This is a genomic window from Cupriavidus malaysiensis, assembly GCF_001854325.1.
In the GTDB taxonomy this organism is placed as follows: Bacteria; Pseudomonadota; Gammaproteobacteria; order Burkholderiales; family Burkholderiaceae; genus Cupriavidus; species Cupriavidus malaysiensis.
Genome location: NZ_CP017755.1, coordinates 2,277,574 through 2,298,532 on the forward strand (window position 1 = coordinate 2,277,574; position 20,959 = coordinate 2,298,532).

The 20,959-nt window shown below is 70.2% G+C and carries 17 protein-coding genes and 1 tRNA gene; 13 read left to right on the forward strand and 5 right to left on the reverse strand.

The genetic code is table 11. The features are described from left to right. Position 1: 1 nt before the first annotated feature. On the reverse strand, positions 2-1,798 hold the full coding sequence (locus BKK80_RS29625; RefSeq protein WP_071072393.1) for an IlvD/Edd family dehydratase: 1,797 nt from the start codon (positions 1,796-1,798) through the stop codon (positions 2-4). Between the two features lie 252 nt (positions 1,799-2,050). Between BKK80_RS29625 and BKK80_RS29630 the strand changes: the two genes are divergently transcribed. After that, a complete protein-coding gene (locus BKK80_RS29630) occupies positions 2,051-3,073 on the forward strand; it encodes a tripartite tricarboxylate transporter substrate binding protein (RefSeq protein WP_071072395.1) in 1,023 nt (340 codons plus the stop codon). Positions 3,074-3,126: 53 nt separating this feature from the next. Here BKK80_RS29630 and BKK80_RS29635 read toward each other — a convergent pair whose 3' ends face one another. Both BKK80_RS29635 and BKK80_RS29640 read right to left on the reverse strand, forming a co-directional pair. Further along, positions 3,127-3,462, reverse strand: a complete 336-nt coding sequence (locus BKK80_RS29635; RefSeq protein ID WP_071019119.1) for an antibiotic biosynthesis monooxygenase family protein — start codon at positions 3,460-3,462, stop codon at positions 3,127-3,129. Positions 3,463-3,568: 106 nt separating this feature from the next. Further along, entirely contained in the window at positions 3,569-4,213 is a 645-nt protein-coding gene (locus BKK80_RS29640; protein WP_071019117.1) for a LysE family translocator, read from the reverse strand. A gap of 128 nt (positions 4,214-4,341) precedes the next feature. Here BKK80_RS29640 and BKK80_RS29645 point away from each other — a divergent pair, with 128 nt between their 5' ends. The 10 genes from BKK80_RS29645 (at position 4,342) to BKK80_RS29690 (ending at position 16,380) form a co-directional block, all read left to right on the forward strand. Further along, positions 4,342-5,673, forward strand: a complete 1,332-nt coding sequence (locus tag BKK80_RS29645) for an aminotransferase-like domain-containing protein (protein WP_071072397.1) — start codon at positions 4,342-4,344, stop codon at positions 5,671-5,673. A 153-nt stretch (positions 5,674-5,826) separates the two neighbouring features. Further along, positions 5,827-8,895, forward strand: coding sequence for a formate dehydrogenase-N subunit alpha (fdnG, locus tag BKK80_RS29655; protein WP_156811456.1), 3,069 nt, complete (start codon positions 5,827-5,829; stop codon positions 8,893-8,895). A gap of 10 nt (positions 8,896-8,905) precedes the next feature. Further along, positions 8,906-9,850: a formate dehydrogenase subunit beta gene (fdxH, locus tag BKK80_RS29660; protein ID WP_071019109.1), complete on the forward strand. Its 945-nt coding sequence runs from the start codon at positions 8,906-8,908 to the stop codon at positions 9,848-9,850. Beyond that, the gene (locus BKK80_RS29665; RefSeq protein ID WP_071019108.1) at positions 9,837-10,478 is read left to right on the forward strand and encodes a formate dehydrogenase subunit gamma; all 642 of its coding nucleotides are present in this window, start codon (positions 9,837-9,839) and stop codon (positions 10,476-10,478) included. The genes fdxH and BKK80_RS29665 overlap by 14 nt, the downstream gene beginning before the upstream one ends. A gap of 54 nt (positions 10,479-10,532) precedes the next feature. Next, positions 10,533-11,474, forward strand: a complete 942-nt coding sequence (fdhE, locus tag BKK80_RS29670) for a formate dehydrogenase accessory protein FdhE (protein WP_071072399.1) — start codon at positions 10,533-10,535, stop codon at positions 11,472-11,474. Beyond that, positions 11,464-12,894 (forward strand): L-seryl-tRNA(Sec) selenium transferase, encoded by a 1,431-nt coding sequence (gene selA, locus BKK80_RS29675; protein WP_071072401.1) that lies wholly within the window; start codon positions 11,464-11,466, stop codon positions 12,892-12,894. Before fdhE ends, selA begins: the two co-directional genes overlap by 11 nt. Continuing rightward, the gene (selB, locus tag BKK80_RS29680) at positions 12,891-14,858 is read left to right on the forward strand and encodes a selenocysteine-specific translation elongation factor (protein ID WP_071072403.1); all 1,968 of its coding nucleotides are present in this window, start codon (positions 12,891-12,893) and stop codon (positions 14,856-14,858) included. The genes selA and selB overlap by 4 nt, the downstream gene beginning before the upstream one ends. Next, a tRNA-Sec gene (locus tag BKK80_RS36795) sits at positions 14,859-14,954 on the forward strand. It abuts the gene before it with no gap. A gap of 506 nt (positions 14,955-15,460) precedes the next feature. Next, positions 15,461-15,760, forward strand: coding sequence for a hypothetical protein (locus BKK80_RS29685; RefSeq protein WP_071019100.1), 300 nt, complete (start codon positions 15,461-15,463; stop codon positions 15,758-15,760). A gap of 302 nt (positions 15,761-16,062) precedes the next feature. Continuing rightward, positions 16,063-16,380, forward strand: coding sequence for a hypothetical protein (locus BKK80_RS29690; protein ID WP_071019098.1), 318 nt, complete (start codon positions 16,063-16,065; stop codon positions 16,378-16,380). A 478-nt stretch (positions 16,381-16,858) separates the two neighbouring features. Here the strand turns inward: BKK80_RS29690 and BKK80_RS29695 are convergent, their stop codons facing one another. Continuing rightward, complete coding sequence (locus BKK80_RS29695) at positions 16,859-17,116, reverse strand: hypothetical protein (protein WP_071072405.1); 258 nt, start codon at positions 17,114-17,116, stop codon at positions 16,859-16,861. Positions 17,117-17,355: 239 nt separating this feature from the next. Further along, the gene (locus BKK80_RS29700; protein WP_156811455.1) at positions 17,356-17,568 is read right to left on the reverse strand and encodes a hypothetical protein; all 213 of its coding nucleotides are present in this window, start codon (positions 17,566-17,568) and stop codon (positions 17,356-17,358) included. A gap of 465 nt (positions 17,569-18,033) precedes the next feature. On the opposite strand from BKK80_RS29700, the gene fdhD reads away from it, so the two are divergent. Both fdhD and BKK80_RS29710 read left to right on the forward strand, forming a co-directional pair. After that, complete coding sequence (gene fdhD, locus BKK80_RS29705; protein WP_071019095.1) at positions 18,034-18,855, forward strand: formate dehydrogenase accessory sulfurtransferase FdhD; 822 nt, start codon at positions 18,034-18,036, stop codon at positions 18,853-18,855. Between the two features lie 173 nt (positions 18,856-19,028). Beyond that, positions 19,029-20,156: a transglutaminase-like domain-containing protein gene (locus BKK80_RS29710; RefSeq protein ID WP_071019093.1), complete on the forward strand. Its 1,128-nt coding sequence runs from the start codon at positions 19,029-19,031 to the stop codon at positions 20,154-20,156. Positions 20,157-20,959 lie beyond the last annotated feature (803 nt).

Sequence of the window (20,959 nt, forward strand, 5' to 3'; positions counted from 1 at the left end):
CTCAGCGCTCGCGCGGTACCGTGTCCACGGTGCCGCCGGCCCGCAGGAAGTCGAAGTCCACGCCCTGGTCGGCCTGCGTCACGGTTTCCAGGAAGAGCTTGCGGTAGCCGCGCTCGGCGCGCGGGCGCACCACCGGTTGCTCGGCCGCCCGGCGCGCCAGTTCCGCGTCGTCGACCAGCAGCGCCAGCTCGCGCCGCGCCACCGACAGGCGGATGCGATCGCCGCTGCGCACCAGGGCGAGCGGTCCGCCGATGGCGGCCTCCGGCGTCACGTGCAGCACGATGGTGCCGGCCGCGGTGCCGCTCATGCGGCCGTCCGACACGCGCACCATGTCCTTGACGCCGGCCCGCGCCAGCTTCTTCGGGATCGGCATGTAGCCCGCCTCGGGCATGCCCGGCGCGCCGGTGGGGCCGATGCGCTTGAGCACCAGGATGTCGTCGGCCTTGACGTCGAGGGCCTCATCGTCGATGCGGTGCGCCATGTCCTCGGCGTCCTCGAACACGACCGCTCGCCCCTCGTGCTCCATCAGGGCGGGGTTGGCCGCCGACTGCTTGATGATGGCGCCGCCCGGCGCCAGGTTGCCGCGCAGCACCGCCAGGCCGCCGGCCGGGTAGATCGGCTCGGCGCGGCTGCGGATGACCTCCTGGGCGAATGGCGGCGGCGCGGCGTCCAGCTCCTCGCCCAGCGTGCGGCCCGACACGGTCAGCGCATCGAGGTGCAGCAGGGGCCGCAGCTCGCGCAGCAGCGCCGGCATGCCGCCCGCCTTGTGGAAGTCCTCCATATAGTGCTGGCCCGAAGGTTTCAGGTCGACCAGCACCGGTGTCTCGCGGCTCATGCGGTCCAGGCCGGCCAGGTCGATGTCGATGCCGAGGCGGCCGGCGATGGCGGTCAGGTGCACGATACCGTTGGTCGAGCCGCCGATGGCCAGCAGCACGCGCAGCGCGTTCTCGATCGACTTGCCGGTCAGGATGCGGTCCGGCGTCAGGCGCGCGGCCGCCATCGCCACCGCGGTGGTGCCGGTGCGCTCGGCCACGCGGATGCGGTCGGCCGTGACCGCGGGCGCCGAGGCGCCGCCCGACACCATGATGCCCATGGCTTCGGCCAAGCACGCCATGGTGCTGGCCGTGCCCATCACCGAGCAGGTGCCGACGCTGGCCACCAGCTGGTTGTTGACGTCGGCGATCTCGGTGCCGTCGATCTCCTCGGCACGGAAACGGCCCCAGTAGCGGCGGCAGTCGGTACAGGCGCCGACGCGCTCGCCGCGGTGCGCGCCGGTCAGCATCGAGCCGGTCACCAGCTGGATCGCCGGCACGCCGGCCGACGCCGCGCCCATCAGCTGGGCCGGCACGGTCTTGTCGCAGCCGCCGATCAGCACCACCGCGTCCATCGGCTGGGCGCGGATCATCTCCTCGGTGTCCATCGACATGAGGTTGCGCAGGTACATGCTGGTGGGCGCCGAAAAGCTCTCATGCACCGAGATGGTCGGGAAGTCCACCGGCAGGCCGCCGGCCAGCATGACGCCGCGCTTGACCGCCTCCACCAGCTGCGGTGCGTTGCCGTGGCAGGGGTTGTAGCTGCTGCCGGTGTTGACGATGCCGATCACCGGCCGCGACAAGGCGTCGTCGGTGTAGCCGGCGCCCTTGATGAAGGCCTTGCGCAGGAACAGCGAGAAGCCGGTATCGCCGTAGTTGGTCAGCCCCTTGGCCAGGCCCTCCGCCGATGGCTGTGATCCACCACTCTCTTGCGATGAATCCTGGGATGAGGCCGGAGGGACGGGGGGACGGTCGGACGAAGACATCCGTGATCTCCAATAATATTATTGATAATCTCGGGCGAGAGCATAGCCTGCGTGGCTGCGCGTGCGCAAGCCCGGCAACGGCCTCGGTTTATTGATTGAAATACAAGATCAGTCGATAGAAAGATTCTGATTCTTCTATCAAGAGGTGCCTCATACACTACGTCCCGATGCTGAGCCGGGCGGCATCGGCACGGCGGTCCCACGCCGCCGTCCTTCCCTTCGAATCCAATCAGCCCGGCACAGGAGACCTTCATGTCCAGCCTCTTGCGCAGGCACGGCCGCGCGCGCCCGGGTGCGCGGCGCGCCCTGCTCGTGTCCACGCTGGCCGCGTGCGCCGGCCTGCTGCTGGCGCCGGCCCTCGCCGCCGCGTCCGACTATCCCAACAAGCCGATCCGCCTGGTGGTGCCCTACCCGCCCGGCGGCGCCACCGACGTCATCGGCCGCACGCTGGCGCAGCAACTCACCACCGCGCTCGGCCAGCAGGTGGTGGTGGACAACCGCGCCGGCGCGGCGGGCAATATCGGTGCCGAACTGGTGGCCAAGTCGCCGGCCGACGGCTACACCTTGCTGATGGGGGCCCTGACCAGCCACGCCATCAACGCCGCCCTGTACAAGAGCCGCGTGCCCTACGACCTGGAGAAGAGCTTCGCGCCGGTCGCCATCGTCGGCACGGTGCCGCTGGTGTTCGTGGTCAATCCCTCGGTCAAGGCCAACACGCTGGCGCAACTGGTCGAGCTGGCCAAGGCCAAGCCCGGCAGCCTCACCTTCGGCTCGGCCGGCAACGGCTCGCCGCAGCACCTGGCCGGCGAGCTGTTCAAGCGCATGACCGGCGCCGACATGCTGCACGTGCCGTACAAGGGCAGCGGTCCGGCCATGACCGATCTGATGGGCGGGCAGGTGCTGAGCATGGTGGAAACGGTGCCGGCGGCGCAGTCCTTCATCAAGAGCGGCAAGATCCGCGCGCTGGCGGTGACCAGCGGCGAGCGGGTCAGCACGCTGCCCGACGTGCCCACCGCGGCCGAAGCCGGCCTGAAGGACTTCGAGGTCAGCTCGATGTTCGGCATCGTCGCCCCGGCCGGCACGCCGGCGCCGGTGATCAACCGCCTCAGCGCCGACCTGAAGAAGATCCTGGCCGAGCCCGAAGTGAAGGCCGCCCTGCTCAAGCAAGGCGCGATCGCCGCCTGGACCACGCCGGCGCAGGCCGGCAGCCGGATCAAGGCCGAGATGACGCGCTGGAGCGCGGTCATCCGTGACGCCGGCGTCAAGCCCGAATGACACCGGCTTGAGACCGGGCCGGAGCCCGGGCGATGCGCGCGGCCCCGGCCGCCTCAGCCGCCCGCCCGGCGGCTGTCCGGCACCGGATGGGCCAGCGTGCCGTCGCCGTAGGCCCGCTCGACATGCGAGACCACCACGTGGTAGCCCTCGTACCAGCGGCGGTACTGGCGCTTGGCCTCGAGATGGCGCGGATGGCGGGCGAAGGCTTCCAGCGCGGCGCGGTCGTGCCAGTAGTAGCTGGCGTTGACCAGCATGCCGTCGGCCGAGCGCCAGGATTCGGCGCCGGCGAAGCCGGGCAGGTCTGCCGCGATTTCGTCGAGGACGGCGCTCAATTGCCGGAAGGTGTCATCGGCCTGTCCGGGCCGGTAGATGAAGGCGGCGATATACATGGTCTGCCTGGGTCGGGAAACGAGAGGAAGGACTTCACGGGAACGGGACGAAGGGGACGAAGGGGACGAAGTGACCGCAAGGCAGCCGCGCCCGCCCCGTCCGCCCTCATGCCGCGCGCTGCAGCAGGAGGCGCACCGCCAGGCCCGCCATCAGCAAGGCCAGCGCGACCGACTGCAGGCGCGCCAGCCCGGGCCGCGCTCGCGGCAGGCGCCGCAGGCTCGCGCCGAGCGCGCCCAGCAAGGCGTGGTAGAGCAGGCTGATCGCCGAGAGCAGGGCGCCCAGCACAAGCAGTTGCGACGCCACCGGCCCCTGCCCCGGCACCACGAACTGCGGCAGGAACACCAGGAAGAACAGCAGCGCCTTCGGATTGAGCAGGCAGTTCAGCAGGCCGCGCACGAACACCGCGGCGGCCCCCGCCGGCCGGCTGGCGCCTGCCGCGGTGCCGCCCCCGCCGCCGGCGCCGCGCGCCGGGCGCAGCGCCTTGGCGGCCAGCCACAGCAGGTAGGCCGCGCCGGCGTAGCGGATCAGGTCCAGGGCAGGCGCCCAGGCCACCACCACGGCGGTCACGCCGCTCGCGGTCAAGGCGGTGAGCAACAGGTCCGCGCCGGCGATGCCCAGCGCCGCGGCAACGCCACCGCGCAGGCCGCAGGCGGCGCCATGCGCCATGACGAAGGCCGTATTGGGGCCGGGAGAGAGCATCAGCATCAGGACGGCGCCGCAGAACAGCGACAGGGTGGCGGGATCGGGCATCGTGGGGTCGGCGCAAGAAGGTGGCGAAGGGAATGGCCGCAGCGTAGACTCCGGATGCAGTACGAACAAGAAATTGTCCTAGATACACCCCGCCCGCCCACCCGCTCTCCCCTCGCCCGCCGACACCCATGGCCCCGCCCCGCTACCGCAGCATCGTCGATGCCTTCGCCGCGCGCATCCACGACGGTGAATTGCCGCCCGGCACGCGCCTGCCGGCGGTGCGGCAACTGATGCGGCAGCACGGCATCGCCCTGGCCACCGCCTCGCGCGTCTACGCGGAGCTGGAGGCCGCCGGCCTGGCGGTGGGCGAAACCGGCCGCGGCACCTTCGTGCGCGACACCTCCCTGCCGCGCGGCCTGGGGCTGGAGCAACGGCCCCTGCCCTCCGGCGCGGTCGACCTGACCTTCAACTATCCGGCGCTGCCCGATCAGGCGGAACTGCTGCGCGAGGGCCTGCGCGCCATCGCCGCCTCGGGCGATCTCGACGCCCTGCTGCACTCGGCGCCGCAGGGCGGGCGCCCGCACGAAAGGGAGACCGTCGCGCGCCACCTGCGCAACCGGGGCATCCGCGTGCCGGCCGCGCAGGTGCTGATCGTCAACGGCGCCCAGCAGGGGCTGGCGGTGGCCGCCATGGCGCTGCTGCGGCCGGGCGACCTGCTGGCCATCGACGCCTTGACCTACCCGGGCATGAAGACGCTGGCCGAATCCTGCCGCCTCGAGCTGGCGCCGCTGCCCATCAGCAGCGGCGGCACCGGCGGCACCGACCTCGACCGGCTGGAGGCGCTGTGCCGGCGCCGCCCGGTGCGCGCCGTCTACACCATGCCGACCTTGCACAATCCGCTCGGCCACGTGATGCCCGAGGCCGAGCGCGCCCGGCTGGCCGCCATCGCGCGGCGGCACGACCTGCTGATCATCGAGGACGGCGCCTACGCCTTCCTGGCCGAACCCGCTCCCGCCCCGGTCTTCTGCCACGCGCCGGAGCGCACGCTCTACGTGTCGGGGCTGTCCAAGAGCGTCGCCTCGGGACTGCGCCTGGGCTTCGTGGCGGCGCCGCCCGGACTGGTGCCGGCGCTGGAGCGCGCCATCCGCGTGTCGACCTGGAACACGCCGTCGCTGATGGTGGCGCTCGCCTGCCGCTGGATCGAGTCGGGCACCGTCGATGCGCTGGAGATGCGCAAGCGGCGCGACGCGCGGCAGCGCCAGCGGCTGGCACGGCGCCTGCTGCAGGGCTGCGCGATCACCGCCCACCCGGGTGCCTACTACCTGTGGCTGGCGCTCTCCGACGACCGGCGCGCCGACGGCGTGGCGGCCGCGCTGGCGCGACAGGGCGTGCTGGTGACGACGGCGGAGCCCTTCTGCGCCGGGCCGGCGGTGCCGCAGGCCCTGCGCCTCGCGCTGGGCTCGATCGCGCTGCCGGCGCTGGAGGATGCCTTGCGCAAGGTCGCCGCGCTGGCCGCCTGACGCCCCGCCCCGCCATGCTGCACCGCACCGGGCGCACGCGCCGCGGCCGAAGTCGGGGCAGATCCCCATAGTGGGTGTTGCGCCACTTGGCCTATACTGAACCAGCGATGTCGCCTGCGCTCAGCCAAGGCGCCATGACGAGGAGGTGTCCCCATGGTCATGATGAACCGGCGCCAGTTCCTGAAGGTCACTGGCGCCTCGCTAGCGGGCTCGAGCCTGGCGCTGATGGGCTTCGCGCCCGACACCGCACTGGCCGAGGTACGCGCCTACAAGCTGGCGCGCGCCACCGAGACGCGCAACACCTGCCCCTACTGCTCGGTGGCCTGCGGGCTGCTGATGTACAGCCTGGGCGACGGCGCCAAGAACGCCAAGGCCAGCATCATCCATATCGAGGGCGACCCCGACCATCCGGTCAACCGCGGCACGCTCTGTCCCAAGGGCGCCGCCCTGATCGACTTCGTGCACAGTCCCAGCCGCCTGGTGCAGCCCGAGTACCGCGCGCCGGGCTCGGACAAGTGGCAGCCGATCGCCTGGGACGACGCGCTGGACCGCATCGCCCGGCTGATGAAGCAGGACCGCGACGCCAACTTCGTCGAGAAGACGGCCGACGGCCGCACCGTCAACCGCTGGCTGACCACCGGCATGCTGGCCGCCTCGGCCAGCAGCAACGAGGTCGGCTACCTGACGCACAAGGTCGTCCGCAGCTTCGGCATTCTGGGATTCGACAACCAGGCGCGTGTCTGACACGGCCCGACGGTGGCAGGTCTTGCCCCGACGTTCGGCCGTGGAGCGATGACGAACCATTGGGTCGACATCAAGAACGCGGACGTGATCCTGATCATGGGCGGCAATGCGGCCGAGGCCCACCCTTGCGGTTTCAAGTGGGTGACCGAGGCCAAGGCGCACAACAAGGCGCGCCTGATCGTGGTCGACCCGCGCTTCACCCGTTCCGCCTCGGTGGCCGATCTCTACGTGCCGATACGCACCGGCACCGACATCGTCTTCCTTGGCGGCGTGATCCGCTACCTGCTGGCCAACGACAAGATCCAGCACGAGTACGTCAGGAACTACACCGACTTCAGCTTCATCGTGCGCGAGGACTTCTCCTTCGAACGCGGCCTGTTCTCGGGCTACGACGCCGAGAAGCGCACCTATGACAAGGCCTCGTGGGACTACGAGAAGGGCGAGGACGGCTTCGTCAAGACCGACCCGACGCTGGGCCATCCGCGCTGCGTCTACAACCTGCTCAAGCAGCACTACGCGCGCTATACGCCGGAGATGGTGGAACGGGTCTGCGGCACGCCGCGCGACAAGTTCCAGGCCGTGTGCGACCTGCTGGCCTCCACCGCCGTGCCCACGCGCGCCATGACCATCCTGTATGCGCTGGGCTGGACGCAGCACTCGATCGGCTCGCAGATCATCCGTACCGGCGCCATGGTGCAGCTGCTGCTGGGCAATATCGGCGTCGCCGGCGGCGGCATGAACGCGCTGCGCGGCCACTCCAATATCCAGGGGCTGACCGACCTGGGCCTGATGTCCAACCTGCTGCCCGGCTACATGACACTGCCGACCGAGCAGGAGCAGGACTACGACCAGTACATCGAGGCACGCGCCTCCAAGCCGCTGCGGCCCAACCAGCTCAGCTACTGGCAGAACTACGGCAAGTTCCACGTCAGCCTGATGAAGGCCTGGTGGGGCGACGCCGCCACCGCGGAGAACCGCTGGGCCTTCGATTACCTGCCCAAGCTCGACAAGCCCTACGACCTGCTGCAGGTCGTGGAGCTGATGAACCAGGACAAGATGACCGGCTACATCGCGCAGGGCTTTAACCCGCTGGCCGCGGCACCGAACAAGGCCAAGGTGATGCGCGGGCTGTCGCGCCTGAAGTTCCTGGTGGTGATGGATCCGCTGGCCACCGAGACCTCCGAATTCTGGCGCCACGCCGGCGAATACAACGACGTCGACCCGGCGCAGATCCAGACCGAGGTGTTCCGCCTGCCGACCACCTGCTTCGCCGAGGAAGACGGCTCCCTGGTGAATTCCGGGCGCTGGCTGCAATGGCACTGGAAGGGCGCCGAGCCGCCCGGACTGGCGCGCACCGACATCGAGATCATGTCGGGCCTGTTCCTGCGCCTGCGCGAGCTGTACCGGAAAGACGGCGGCAAGTTCCCCGATCCCATCGTCAAGCTGTCGTGGCCCTATGCCCGGCCGGACAGCCCGACGCCCGAGGAAATCGCCAAGGAGTATTCGGGACGCGCGCTCACCGATCTCGCCGATCCGAAGGACCCGGCCAAGATCCTGCACCGCGCCGGCGAGCAGCTGTCCGGCTTCGCCGAGCTGCGCGACGATGGCAGCACGCTGAGCGGCTGCTGGATCTTCTGCGGCGCGTGGACCCAGGCCGGCAACCAGATGGCGCGGCGCGACAATGCCGATCCCACCGGCATCGGCCAGACCCTCAACTGGGCCTGGGCCTGGCCGGCCAACCGGCGCGTGCTGTACAACCGGGCCTCCTGCGACACGGCCGGCAAGCCCTTCAATCCGGCGCGCAAGCTGATCGGCTGGAACGGCAAGAGCTGGGGCGGCGCCGATGTGCCGGACTTCAAGATCGACGAAGACCCGGGCCAAGGCATGGGGCCCTTCATCATGCTGCCCGAAGGCGTGGCGCGCTTCTTCGCCCGCGCCAATATGGCCGAGGGCCCCTTCCCCGAGCACTACGAGCCCTTCGAGACCCCGCTCGGCTACAACCTGATGAACGGCAAGCGCCCCGAGGCCGTCAGCAATCCGGCCGCGCGCGTCTTCCCCGGCGACTGGGCCAACTTCGGCAAGGCCGATGCCTTCCCGCACGTGGCCACCACCTACCGGCTGACCGAGCACTTCCACTACTGGACCAAGCACGCCCGCATCAATGCGGTGCTGCAGCCCGAGCAGTTCGTCGAGATCGGCGAGGCGCTGGCCAAGGAGATCGGCATCGTCGCCGGTGACCGTGTCAAGGTCAGTTCCAAGCGCGGCTATATCAAGGCCGTGGCACTGGTGACCAAGCGCATCAAGCCGCTGCAGATCGACGGCCGCACCGTGCACACCGTCGGCGTGCCGATCCACTGGGGCTTCACCGGCTTGGCCAGGCCCGGCTTCCTGGCCAACACGCTGACGCCCTTCGTCGCCGACGGCAACTCGCAGACGCCGGAATTCAAGTCCTTCCTGGTGAAGGTCGAGAAGGCATAGGAGAGGCGCGATGGCACTGCAATCCCTGGACATCAAGCGCCGCTCGGCCACCACCACGCCGCCGCCGCAGGCGCGCCAGACGGCCTCCGGCGAGGTCGCCAAGCTGATCGACACCACCAAGTGCATCGGCTGCAAGGCCTGCCAAGCGGCCTGCATGGAATGGAACGACCTGCGCGACGAGGTCGGCACCAACGTCGGCGTCTACGACAACCCGGCCGACCTGTCGGCGCAGTCGTGGACCGTGATGCGCTTCGCCGAGTACGAGAATCCCAATGGCAACTTCGAGTGGCTGATCCGCAAGGACGGCTGCATGCACTGCGAGGATCCGGGCTGCCTGAAGGCCTGCCCCTCGCCCGGCGCGATCGTGCAGTACACCAACGGCATCGTGGACTTCCACGAGGAGAACTGCATCGGCTGCGGCTACTGCATCACCGGCTGCCCGTTCAACATCCCGCGCCTGTCCAAGACCGATCACAAGGCCTACAAGTGCACGCTGTGCTCCGACCGCGTGGGCGTGGGGCAGGAGCCGGCCTGCGTCAAGACCTGCCCGACCGGCGCCATCGTGTTCGGCACCAAGGAGGCGATGAAAGACCACGCGGCCGAGCGCATCGAGGACCTGAAGTCGCGCGGTTTCGACAAGGCCGGCCTGTACGACCCGGCCGGCGTGGGCGGCACCCATGTGATGTATGTGCTGCACCATGCGGACCAGCCCTCGCTTTACCACGGGCTGCCGGACCAGCCCCGCATCAGCCCGCTGGTGGGCCTGTGGAAAGGCGTGGCCAAGCCGCTGGCGGTGGCCGGCATGGTGCTGACCGCGCTGGCGGGCTTCTTCCACTACATCCGCGTCGGACCCAACGAGACCGGGCCGGAGGACGAGGAGGCAGCCGGCCAGGCCCTGGAGGGCCGCGAACCGGGGCCGCAGCAAGACCGGGAGGACCACCATGAAGCCCGCTGACAAGCCCGGCCTGATCGTCCGCTACACTGCCGGCGAGCGCACCACGCACTGGATCGTCGCCATCGCCTTCGTGCTGCTGGCGCTGTCGGGACTGGCGCTGTTCCACCCGTCGATGTTCTGGCTGAGCAACCTGTTCGGCGGCGGCACCTGGACGCGCATCCTGCATCCGTTCCTCGGCATCGTCATGGTGCTGGCCTTCGCCGTGCTGGCGCTGCGCATGTGGCGCCACAACCTGCTGACGCGCGCCGACCGCGCCTGGCTGGCGCACCTGGGCGACGTGGTCAACAACCGCGAGGAGGCGCTGCCCGAGGTCGGCCGCTACAACGGCGGGCAGAAACTGCTGTTCTTCGTCATGGTGATCAGCCTGCTGTTGCTGCTGGCCAGCGGCATGGTGATCTGGCGCACCTATTTCTCGCAGTACTTTCCCGTCGGCATGATCCGTGCCGCTTCGCTGCTGCATGCCGTTTGCGCCTTCGTGCTGATTTGCGGCATCATTGTCCACATCTATGCGGCGCTGTGGATCCAGGGCACGGTCGGAGCGATGACGCGTGGCACGGTGACGCGCGGATGGGCCTGGAAGCACCATCGCGGATGGTTCCGCGAGGTCTTCCGGCAAGGCGACAAATAGCGCCGGCCGGATGCGCGAGCGCCGGCCGGCTCCCCTCCCCTCGGTGGACCGCCCATGGCGCAGCGCATCCTGCAACCCCACGAAATCGAGTCGCTCGACCACGTCGCACTGGCCAGGCTGCGCCTGCCGCGGCACGGCGATGTCTTCTCCGCCCGCGCCGCCCGGCTGCGGCAGTTGAGCGGCGGCAATCCGATCGGCCCCTACCTCGAAGCCATGGCCGTGCTGGCGGCGGCACAGCATGAAATCGCCCAGACCCTGGCGGTTCCGGCGCCCGATCCGCGCGACATCGAACTGGCGCTGGCCCACGGCATGCCGCCGCTGACCGCGGCCGGCGGCCAGGGCCACGGCGCCTGGCGCGGCGCGCTGGCCGGCCTGCTCAGCCGGCTCGACCAGGCGCCTGCCCTGCCGCCGCCGGCACGGCAGGCGCTGGCGCGCCTCGGCACGCTGCCGGCGCGCGAGCTGGAAGACCAGGTCCAGGCCCTGCTGGCCGGACGCGACGACGGCATCGACGCCGCCCTCGCGCCCTTCCTGATGGCCGCGCTGCAGGTCAGCTGGACGCACCAGGCCGGGCAGCTGCGCGAGCAGGACGTGCCGCTGCTGGAGGTGGCCGGCGTCTGCCCGGTGTGCGGTTCGCTGCCGGTGGCCAGCATCGTGCGCATCGGCGGCCGCTTCCAGGGCCTGCGCTACCTGCACTGCGGCCTGTGCGCCAGCGAGTGGCACATGGTGCGCGTCAAGTGCAGCCACTGCGAATCCACCGAAGGCATCGCCTACTACACCGTCGACGGCGCCGGCGAAGCGGTCAAGGCCGAGTCCTGCGACCACTGCCACAGCTACCGCAAGATCTGCTACATGGAAAAGGATCCGCAGGTCGAGCCGCTGGCCGACGACCTCGCCACGCTGACCCTGGACGTGCTGATGGGCGAGGCCGGCTATGCCCGCGCCAGCGCCAATCCGCTGCTGTGGCAGCCGGGCCGGGAGGCCGCCGATGGACGCTAGCGCGCCGTTGCTGGCGGGGCCGGTGGACATCCCCTCGGTCGACCGCCTGCTCAACGCCGAACCCCTGCAACCGCTGCTGGCGCGCTACGGCCGCAGCCAGGTGACCGCCGCGCTGCGCCGGCTGCTCGACGACTACCGCGCGCGTGCCGTGGCCGGGCAGCTGCTGCGGCCGGCGCTGGAAGACGCCGCGCTGGCGCAGGCGCTGACGGCCACCCTGGACGATGCCGCGCGCCCGCGCCTGCGCGCCGTCTACAACCTGACCGGCACGGTACTGCACACCAACCTGGGCCGCGCCCTGCTGCCGCAGGAAGCGGTGGCCGAGGTGGCACGGGCGTTGACCGCGCCGGCCAACCTGGAATTCGATCTCGACAGCGGCGGCCGCGGCGACCGCGACGACCTGGTCGAAGACCTGCTGTGCGAGCTGACCGGTGCCGAGGCGGCGACGGTGGTCAACAACAACGCCGCCGCCGTGCTGCTGATGCTGAACACGCTGGCGCAGCGGCGCGAAGTGGTGGTGTCGCGCGGCGAACTGGTCGAGATCGGTGGCGCCTTCCGCATTCCCGACATCATGCAGCGCGCCGGCACGCGCCTGGTCGAGATCGGCACCACCAACCGCACCCATCCGCACGACTATGCCGGCGCGATCGGCGCGCGCACCGCGCTGCTGATGAAGGTGCACTGCAGCAACTACCAGATCACCGGCTTCACCCGCAGCGTGGAGGTGGACGAGGTGGTGGCGCTGGCCCGCCCGCACGGCCTGCCGGTGGTGGTGGACCTGGGCAGCGGCACCCTGGTCGACCTGCGCCGCTGGGGCCTGCCCGGCGAGACCACGGTGCGCGAGACCATCGCCGCCGGCGCCGACCTGGTCACCTTCAGCGGCGACAAGCTGCTGGGCGGCCCGCAGGCCGGCCTGATCGTCGGCCGCGCAGACCTGATCCGCAAGATCAAGAAGAACCCGCTCAAGCGCGCGCTGCGCGTGGGCAAGCTGACGCTGGCCGCGCTGGAGCCGGTGCTGCGGCTGTACCGCGCGCCCGAGCTGCTGGCGCAGACCTTGCCGACCCTGCGCCTGCTGACCCGTCCCGCCGCCGCGCTGCAGGCCCAGGCCCAGCGCCTGTGCCCGCTGCTGGCACCGGCGCTGGGCGCGGAGTACCGGATCGAGGCCGCGCCGATGTTCAGCCAGATCGGCAGCGGCGCGCTGCCGCTCAGCCAGGTCCCCAGCCACGGCCTGCGCATCGCCGCCGCGGCCGGCCGGCGCGCCGGCGCGGGCAAGCCGCTGCAGCGCCTGGAAGCGGCCCTGCGCGCGCTGCCGCGCCCGGTCATCGGCCGCATCGGCGAACAGGCCCTGTGGCTGGACCTGCGTTGCCTGGAAGAAGACGAGGAGGCCGGCTTCGTCGCCCAGTGGCAGGCCCTGCGGCCATGATCGTCGGCACCGCCGGCCATATCGACCATGGCAAGACCACGCTGGTGCGCGCACTGACCGGCGTCGACACCGACCGCCTCAAGGAAGAGAAGGCACGCGGCATCTCCATCGAGCTGGGCTACGCCTACACGCCGCTGCCGGGCGGCGAGGTGCTCGGCTATATCGACGTGCCCGGCCACGAACGCCTGATCCATACCATGGCGGCCGGCGCCAGCGGCATCGACCTGGCCCTGCTGGTGGTGGCCGCCGACGACGGCGTGATGCCGCAGACCCGCGAGCACGTGGCCATCCTCGCATTGCTCGGCGTACGCGCGGCGGTGGTGGCGCTGAGCAAGGCGGACCGCGTCGAGCCGCCGCGGCTGGAGGCCGTGCGCGCGGAGATCTCGGCCTTGCTGGCGGACACGCCCTTCGCCGGCGCGCCGGTGTTCGCGCTGGCCGCCACCCGGGCCGGCGATGCCGGCGTGGCGGCGCTGCGCGCCCATCTGCATGCGGCCGCGCTGGCGCTGCCGCCGCGTGCCGCCGACGGCCCCTTCCGCCTGGCCGTCGACCGTGTGTTCACGCTGGCCGGCCACGGCACCGTGGTGACCGGCACGGTCTTCGGTGGCCAGGTCCGCGTCGGCGACAGCGTGCGCCTGGCGCCCTCCGGCCTGCCCGCACGCGTGCGCAGCATCCACGCCCAGCAGCAGCCGGCCGAGGCCGGCCATGCCGGGCAGCGCTGCGCCCTCAATCTCGCCGGCATCGACAAGGACGCCATCGCGCGCGGCGACTGGGTGCTCGACCCGGTCCTGCTGGCACCCACCACGCGCCTCGACGTGCGGCTGGCCCTGCTGCCCGGCAGCGGCCACCGCCTTGCGCACTGGGCCCCGCTCCACATCCACCTGGGCACCACGCACCGGCTTGCCAACATCGTGCTGCTGGAGGGCGACACCATCGAGCCCGGCGCGCAGGCCTTCGCCCAGCTCGTGTTCGCCGCCCCGCTCTGCGCCTGGCCGGGCGACCGCTTCATCGCGCGCAATCCTCAGGCCACCCGCACCGTGGGGGGCGGCGTGGTGCTGGACCCGTTCGCGCCGGAACGCCGGCGCCGCGCGCCGCAACGGCTGGCCTACCTGCGCGCCCTGCAGCAGATGGCCGGCGGCAGCGGCCTGGCGCCGCTGCTGGCGCAGGCGCCGCGCGGCATCACGGTCGCGCGCCTGCGCTGCCTCGCCGCCGGCGCGCCCGGCGGCTGGCGCCTGCCAGCCGACGCGCTGCGCATCGGCGCGCCGACCCAGGACGAGGCCAGCCTCATCCTCGCCGAGCACTGGCAGGCCCTGCAGACGCGCGTGCTGGAAGCGCTGGCGGCCTTCCACGCGCGCCAGCCGGACGAGCCCGGCCCGGACGCTGGCACGCTACGCCGCATCGCCTTCGCCGGCACGCCGGTGCCGGACCCGCTCTGGCTCGGCCTGCTCGACGCCCTGGCCGGGCGCGGCGCCCTGCGCCGCCAGGGCGCCTGGCTGCAACTGCCCACGCACTCCGCCAGTCTGAGCGCCGCCGAACAAGCCTTGCAGCCGCGCGTGATGCCGCTGCTGGAGGCCGGCGCCTATGATCCCCCCTGGGTACGCGACCTCGCCGCCGCGCTCCAGGTGCCGGAAGACGCGATGCGGCAACTGCTGCGCAAGCTGGCGCGCCAGGGCCAGGTGCACCAGGTCGTGCGCGACCTGTTCTATACGCACGCGCACGTCCAGGCGCTGGCCGCCCTGGTGAGCGGGCTGGTGGCACACCACGGCAGCGTCGACGCGGCACGGTTCCGCGACGCCGTCGGCCTCGGGCGCAAGCGGGCCATCCAGGTTTTGGAGTTCCTCGACCGCGTCGGTTACACTCGCCGGGTTGGCAATGCGCGCATGCTGCGCCCCGACGGCCAGTGGCAGCAGGGGCAGGCGAACGGCGCAGCGGTCCCGTCCGCAGCCGCTCACGACGAAGGGCCATGAGGAAGGCAGGCGTATCCGGTGATGCGGCCGGGCTTCAAACCCGGTTGGGGGCGTCAGCCGTTCCCAGGTAGGTTCGACTCCTACTGCTTTCCGCCACAAGATTTCCGGCGCTCTGGTGGAGACCGAAGGGAGCGAGGAACGGGGGTGGCCTGTGGTTTTCTGCCATGCCCGCTCGAGTGCCCGCTCGAGTGCTCATCGTTGGCGCTCCTCGTTCGCGCTCCTCGTTGCATGCCGCGCGCCTGCGCCCTTGCAGCTTCATGGCATCGCCGGAGTGCCCCTGTGCCGCCAACTCACAGTGGTTGTTCGGCATCCGTCCCACTGAGATCCCACCGAGGCGCCACGCCGTCGCCGGAAGACGCCCTCACGACCAGACTCGCCATCCGATCACCGGTTCACCTTGGCGTTCTTCTCCGTGCCGCCCAAGCAGCGCAGCCGCAGTGCCCAGTCATGACAAGCAAGGGAAGGCACCGCTTTTCCCACCCCGCTCTTTAGAGGGATTGGATGCCAGGCCAGGGCTCGTTCACCATGGGCTGGTGACCGCCGCCCTGCCTTCGGCGAGCGGCATCGACTTCTTCGCACTCTTGGGATAAGGAAGCCGCGCCATGCCTGTCATCACTCGGAGCGACCTGCAATACGAATACAGTTGGACGCCTGTGAATGGCGACAACCCCAAGCTGACCGGGAAACCGGATGACGTGCTTTTGAATCGCAAGGAGGGGTACGAGGTGCTGGCCTTTCTGGTCCACTTCTGCCGGAGCTGGAACGATGCCGATGGCAAGCCATTGACCCGGGCCCATGCGCTCAAGGCCGAACGCCTGATCCACCTGCATTTGCCGAGTGACGTCCGCTCGAGAATGGATGTGTCCGAATGGCTCGCTGACAACTGGGAGAGCTACACCTGATGCGTGGGTAAGGGCGCTTTCGTTGAAATCTGTTCCGGAGCGACACAAGCACGCCGACCCGGTCGGCAAGCAGGGCGACCGGGTGGTCGGCCGCATGTCGGCGCATGTCGGCGCATGTCGGCGCATGTCGCATGCAGCAGTCCGGAACGGCAATGCCATGACCGGATCGGCTGGCAGCAGCCTGCCGATCGGTGGGTGACGTCATCTGCGCGTGGCATTGCAGCCGACGGCCAGCGCTGGACCAGAGCAGCGGCCACCGCGCTATACTGTATATTCATACAGTACACAGCAAGTGGCGCATCATGGGCAACCCGAAACTCCGCATCGCCAACGACGATCCCTGCGACACGTACGTCCCCGCTACCCACCCCGCAAACGGCATCCTGGCGCGCGTCCCGAGCGACTTCGTCCACGTGGCAAGACAGACGCTCGGCCCCGCCGCTGCTGACGGACTCGCGCATGCCGAGGTGGTGATCGACGCCGGCGAGGCCGGCACCGTCCGGATCTTCTTCGAGCGGAAGCTGGCCCGCCATCACAAGAGCTACTACCACTACTGGATCGCCTATCGCGCCGAACCGGTCACGCCCGACACGGCGAACGCCGATGCCGACCACGCGTAGCGACCATTCCCGCAGCGTTCCGCCGGCGCTGACCGAGGCAGCGCTACGCGCGCCCTGCCGGCCTGCCCCGGAGCTAAGCCGACGGCCGGCATCGCTGCCGCTTTACCCCACCTTCGTATGCACCAGACTTGTGCAGGGTAACAAGTTTGATACAAACACCGAAAATGTCACGCAGCAGCGTTTTCATGCTGCCACTCCCGGTGGGCAAAGGTGCTCCCGCGCCTTTGCCCCGCTTTTTCCATCGGTCACCGGCCAGCACCCGGGCCGAAGCTGGCCTGCAGCGCGGCGGCACACAGCCCAGCCGCCTGCCCCGGTTCATCGAGCAGCGGCCGACAGGGAGTGCCCGGTGCACGGGAAATCGCGCACCACGGCCGCCGCGCCGGACATGAGCGGTCCACTCCGCCTCCAATAATGAAAAACGCCCGCTCGCGGCGGGCGAGCCGCCAGGACGGCGGCAAGAAATCCTCGGTTCTGACGGCTACGCTGCTATCGACACGTCATGCACGATGTGGGTGCTGACCAGGATGCGAAGCGCGTCGACGTCCAATTCGTGCGACTGGATCGGCAGGCGGAAAAGGCGCAACCTGGGAAAGATCGTGGTCGCCATTTCCGTGCACCGGCCGAGTGACTCAAATCGACCGAAATCCCACAAGGCGGCACCGCAGACTTGCACCAGGCGATTCCCGCCGGACGTCAGTGGATATGTTGCAATGAATCGATCAAATGACTGCCTCATCTACCTCTCCTGCTACTCCAACCTCGGAGCGCCCCCCGGTCTTTCAATTCCCTTTCCTCTTTCCTCTTTCAATTTCCATTCATTCAGGATAGTTGACGGATTCCGTCCAGCCATGGAGCCTTACCTCCTGTTGCTCTCCTGCCTTGCATTTGCAGAAGTTGCTGCGTATCCATTTCCGCCTATCGTTCATCGACGGCGTCTCGACACGCGGCGTGAATCCGGGCTCGCCGGGAGCAGGCTCACGCTGAGGAAATCAAGGCATCGACATGTCTCTGGGCCCAGGACAGGCCGCCCGACTGAGCATCGCTGCACTGCGCGAAGCTACCGAACGCTTCGGACTCGGCAATCACATGGTCGCCGAGCCGTACCCGTCCGAGGGCCGCGAACCTGCCGGCCCCGGAGGGTTTTGCAAAGCCTTCGACGATGTAGTTGTGGTACCACTGAATGGACATGCGCATAGCTCCGGCTATTTCTATCCCAAGGCCCGCAATCTCAGACATGGTCTGGCGAAGACTACTACAGCGCAGCCTGAAAGGTTCCGATATGCCCCCTACTTTCCGGGGAGGCCCGCATGGAATCCGTGCGCATGTGCCAAAGCGATGGGAAGGGTGGAATCCCGGGTTTCGACAATGCGCGACACATTGACGAAGGCGGGCGGACAATGCCGGCAATCAAAGGAAAGTGTGCCCAGCGAGAACTGCGCGCGCCGATACGGGTGGCCTGTCACCGTTTGCCGATCCTGCGTTGCCCCTCTCCGATCCCCCCGTGTCTTCGTTGATGTCGGGCCATCGCACTGTGATAATGTTCGGGCAACCTGGGCTTCAAACCCGGTCGGGGACGCCAGCCGTTCCCAGGCAGGTTCGACGCCCACTGCTTTCCGCCAGTGAGCCGACGGCGATACCAGAAAGGAAGCCCCGATGCGCCTTGAGCCCCAATCCGAACGCACCGGCAGCCAGCGCCGCGCCATCGTCCGGCACCAGGGCGATGCCTTTACCGCGGGCGCCGATGACGTCAGCGAGGAATTTCCGGTCGCCCTGGTCTTCAACGGCATCTCCCACGCGGTCATGATGGCCACGCCGCGCGATCTGGAGGCTTTCGGCACCGGCTTCGCGCTCACCGAGGGCCTGGTCGCGCGGGTCGGCGACATCCATGACATCGAAGTGCTGCTGCACGCGGACAGCGCCGAGGTGCAGCTCACCATCGCCCAGCAGGCCTTCCTGGCCTTGAAAGACCGGCGCCGCACACTGGCCGGACGCACCGGCTGCGGATTGTGCGGCATCGAAAGCCTGCAGATGCTGGATCTGCTGCCGGCGCCGGTGCCGCGGCCGCTGCCGGCGCTGCCGCTCGACGCGGTGCTGGCGCGTGCCTGGCGCGAGCTGCCGGCGCACCAGACCCTGATGGCGGCCACCGGAGGCGTGCATGCCGCCGCCTGGTGCACGCTCGATGGCGGCATCCTGCACGCCTTCGAGGACGTCGGCCGGCACAACGCCCTGGACAAGCTGGTCGGACACCTCGCGCACGCCGGTGTCGACATGAGCCGGGGCTTCGTCTTCCTGTCCAGCCGCGCCAGCTACGAGCTGGTGCGCAAGGCCGCGCGCATGGGCATCCCGATGGTGGCGACGATTTCCGCGCCCACCTCGCTGGCCATCGATATCGCGCAGCAGGCCGGCATGCGGCTGGTCAGCTTCTGCCGCCACAGCGGCTTCGTCGAGTACACCGGCGGCGCGGCTGCCTCCTAGCAGGCAGCAACCTGCTGCCTGCGGCCTGCCCGGCGGCACGCAACGGCCGCCCGTTCCCGCGCCGCCCCCCTCCCACGGAATCCTCCCTAACTGGCCGGCGCCGCCTACTATGCAATGACGGCGCATGGCCGCCCTGGCGTATGCGCGGCAACCTGACGAGTGGAGGAAGGCTCATGGACCGTCGTGCATTCTTGCGGCTGGGGGCGGGCACCCCGGCACTGGCAGGCCTCAGCGGCCTTGGACTGGGGCTTCCGGCCATGGCCGCCGCGCCGGCGCCGGATGCGGCACCGGCCGGCCTTGGATGGCGCACCTACGAGATCGTCACCGAGGTCGCGCTGCCCGCGCAGGCCGCGCCGGCCAGCGTCTGGCTGCCTGCAACGGGCGGCAAGCTCGGCGACTACCAGCGCACGCTGGCAACGCGCTGGGAGGCCCCGGCGGGACAGGCGCGTGCCGCACTGGCGCCGGGATACGATGTGCGCATGGTCGTGGTGGGCTGGCCGGAGGCCACCGACGGGCCGCTGCGCGCCACGCTCACCCAGGTGGTGGCGCTGCGCGACCGCGCGGTGGACCTGGGCCAGGCGCCCTCGCCCGCCGTGCCGCGCGAGTCGGCCGCCGTCCTGCGCGAATACCTGCGGCCGACCCGGCTGCTGCCCCTCGACGGCATCGTGCGCGACACCGCGCTGCAGGTCACAGCCGGCGCCGGCGACGACGTGGCCAAGGCCCGCGCGCTCTACCAATGGGTGGTCGACCATACCTGCCGCGATGCCAGCGTGCGCGGCTGCGGCACCGGCGACGTGGCGGCCATGCTGCGCACCGGGGGCATCATGAACGGCAAGTGCGCGGACATCAACGCACTGTTCGTGGCCCTGTCGCGCGCCGTCGGCATCCCGGCGCGCGACGCCTACGGCGTGCGCGTCGACCTGTCGCAGCACGGCTTCAAGGCCCTGGGCAAGGACGGCGATATTTCGAAGGCCCAGCATTGCCGCGCCGAGTTCTACACGGCCGGCTACGGCTGGGTGCCGGTCGATCCCGCCGACGTGCGCAAGGTCGCGCTGGAAGAGGCGCCGGGTGGCCTGCCGATGGACCACGCCAAGGTGCGCGCGGCGCGCGCCCTGCTGTTCGGCGCCTGGGAGATGAACTGGGTGGCCTACAACCATGGGCACGACGTGGCATTGCCGGGCAGCGGCGCGCCGCCGGTACCCTTCCTGATGTATCCGAACGGGCACACGGTGGCCGGCACGCTCGACAGCGTGGATCCGGACGCCTTCGGCTACCGCATCCGCTCGCGGCGCCTGGCCTGACACCCGCGCCGGACCCGCGAACCCGCCATGCACCGGCGGGCACCGGCAAGGACGGCAGGCGCTCGGCCTCGGCGGCACCGGCCTCGGCCGCGCGCCGCCGGGATCGCGCGATAGAGCACGATCCCTGCTTCCCCCCTTCCGGCGTCGGCACGCTGCCGCCGCCGTGCTGGCCGCCGTGCTCCGAGGCCACCGCGGGTGCCGACATGGCGTGGTCGACCTCCCTGAGCAGCAGCCACGCATGCCGGCGGGACATGCCCGGACGCCTGGCGGCGGCGCTCATGGAACCGTGACCCGTTCCTTGCATTGTCTCCGGCGTGACCTAAAGTGATGTAACGGATGCCGCCGTGATCCGGCGGCCGGGTCGAAGACGCCGTGGCAGGAGCCGCATCGGCTTCGGCGGCAAGGCGGCCCCGGGCGCGATCCGCGTGCGGCAGCCGGCAACCGCGCCCTCTGCGCAGGGCGCCTTTCACTGATCGAGCATGACGCGTCTCCCACCCCACCGCCTGCCCGCCCACCGCGCCCTCAACGCCGCGGCTCTGCCGCACCGGCAGGAATAGCCGCCGACCACCGACAAGGAACTGCCTGCCTAGCCAGATGCACCGCCTGCACCGGTGACGACATGCCACCCTCCCGGACCGGAACCGCGACCCGTTCTTCCTCCGGCCGGCACCGCCGCATGCGGCGCGCCGGCCTCCTGCAGTACTCCATGCGCCCGCGCGGCCATGCCTGTCATGCGCCTGACGCGCCAACAGCGCAGCATCTCCCCAGCGGTGCGCATGGCCGCGCCGGCCATGCCGCAGCGT

Bases quoted from the DNA above. Each gene is read 5' to 3' on its own strand.
- BKK80_RS29625 (WP_071072393.1), bottom strand. From the start codon at position 1,798: ATGTCTTCGTCCGACCGTCCCCCCGTCCCTCCGGCCTCATCCCAGGAT.
- BKK80_RS29630 (WP_071072395.1), top strand. From the start codon at position 2,051: ATGTCCAGCCTCTTGCGCAGGCACGGCCGCGCGCGCCCGGGTGCGCGG.
- BKK80_RS29635 (WP_071019119.1), bottom strand. From the start codon at position 3,462: ATGTATATCGCCGCCTTCATCTACCGGCCCGGACAGGCCGATGACACC.
- BKK80_RS29640 (WP_071019117.1), bottom strand. From the start codon at position 4,213: ATGCCCGATCCCGCCACCCTGTCGCTGTTCTGCGGCGCCGTCCTGATG.
- BKK80_RS29645 (WP_071072397.1), top strand. From the start codon at position 4,342: ATGGCCCCGCCCCGCTACCGCAGCATCGTCGATGCCTTCGCCGCGCGC.
- fdxH (WP_071019109.1), top strand. From the start codon at position 8,906: ATGGCACTGCAATCCCTGGACATCAAGCGCCGCTCGGCCACCACCACG.
- BKK80_RS29665 (WP_071019108.1), top strand. From the start codon at position 9,837: ATGAAGCCCGCTGACAAGCCCGGCCTGATCGTCCGCTACACTGCCGGC.
- fdhE (WP_071072399.1), top strand. From the start codon at position 10,533: ATGGCGCAGCGCATCCTGCAACCCCACGAAATCGAGTCGCTCGACCAC.
- selA (WP_071072401.1), top strand. From the start codon at position 11,464: ATGGACGCTAGCGCGCCGTTGCTGGCGGGGCCGGTGGACATCCCCTCG.
- selB (WP_071072403.1), top strand. From the start codon at position 12,891: ATGATCGTCGGCACCGCCGGCCATATCGACCATGGCAAGACCACGCTG.
- BKK80_RS29685 (WP_071019100.1), top strand. From the start codon at position 15,461: ATGCCTGTCATCACTCGGAGCGACCTGCAATACGAATACAGTTGGACG.
- BKK80_RS29690 (WP_071019098.1), top strand. From the start codon at position 16,063: ATGGGCAACCCGAAACTCCGCATCGCCAACGACGATCCCTGCGACACG.
- BKK80_RS29695 (WP_071072405.1), bottom strand. From the start codon at position 17,116: ATGAGGCAGTCATTTGATCGATTCATTGCAACATATCCACTGACGTCC.
- BKK80_RS29700 (WP_156811455.1), bottom strand. From the start codon at position 17,568: ATGTCCATTCAGTGGTACCACAACTACATCGTCGAAGGCTTTGCAAAA.
- fdhD (WP_071019095.1), top strand. From the start codon at position 18,034: ATGCGCCTTGAGCCCCAATCCGAACGCACCGGCAGCCAGCGCCGCGCC.
- BKK80_RS29710 (WP_071019093.1), top strand. From the start codon at position 19,029: ATGGACCGTCGTGCATTCTTGCGGCTGGGGGCGGGCACCCCGGCACTG.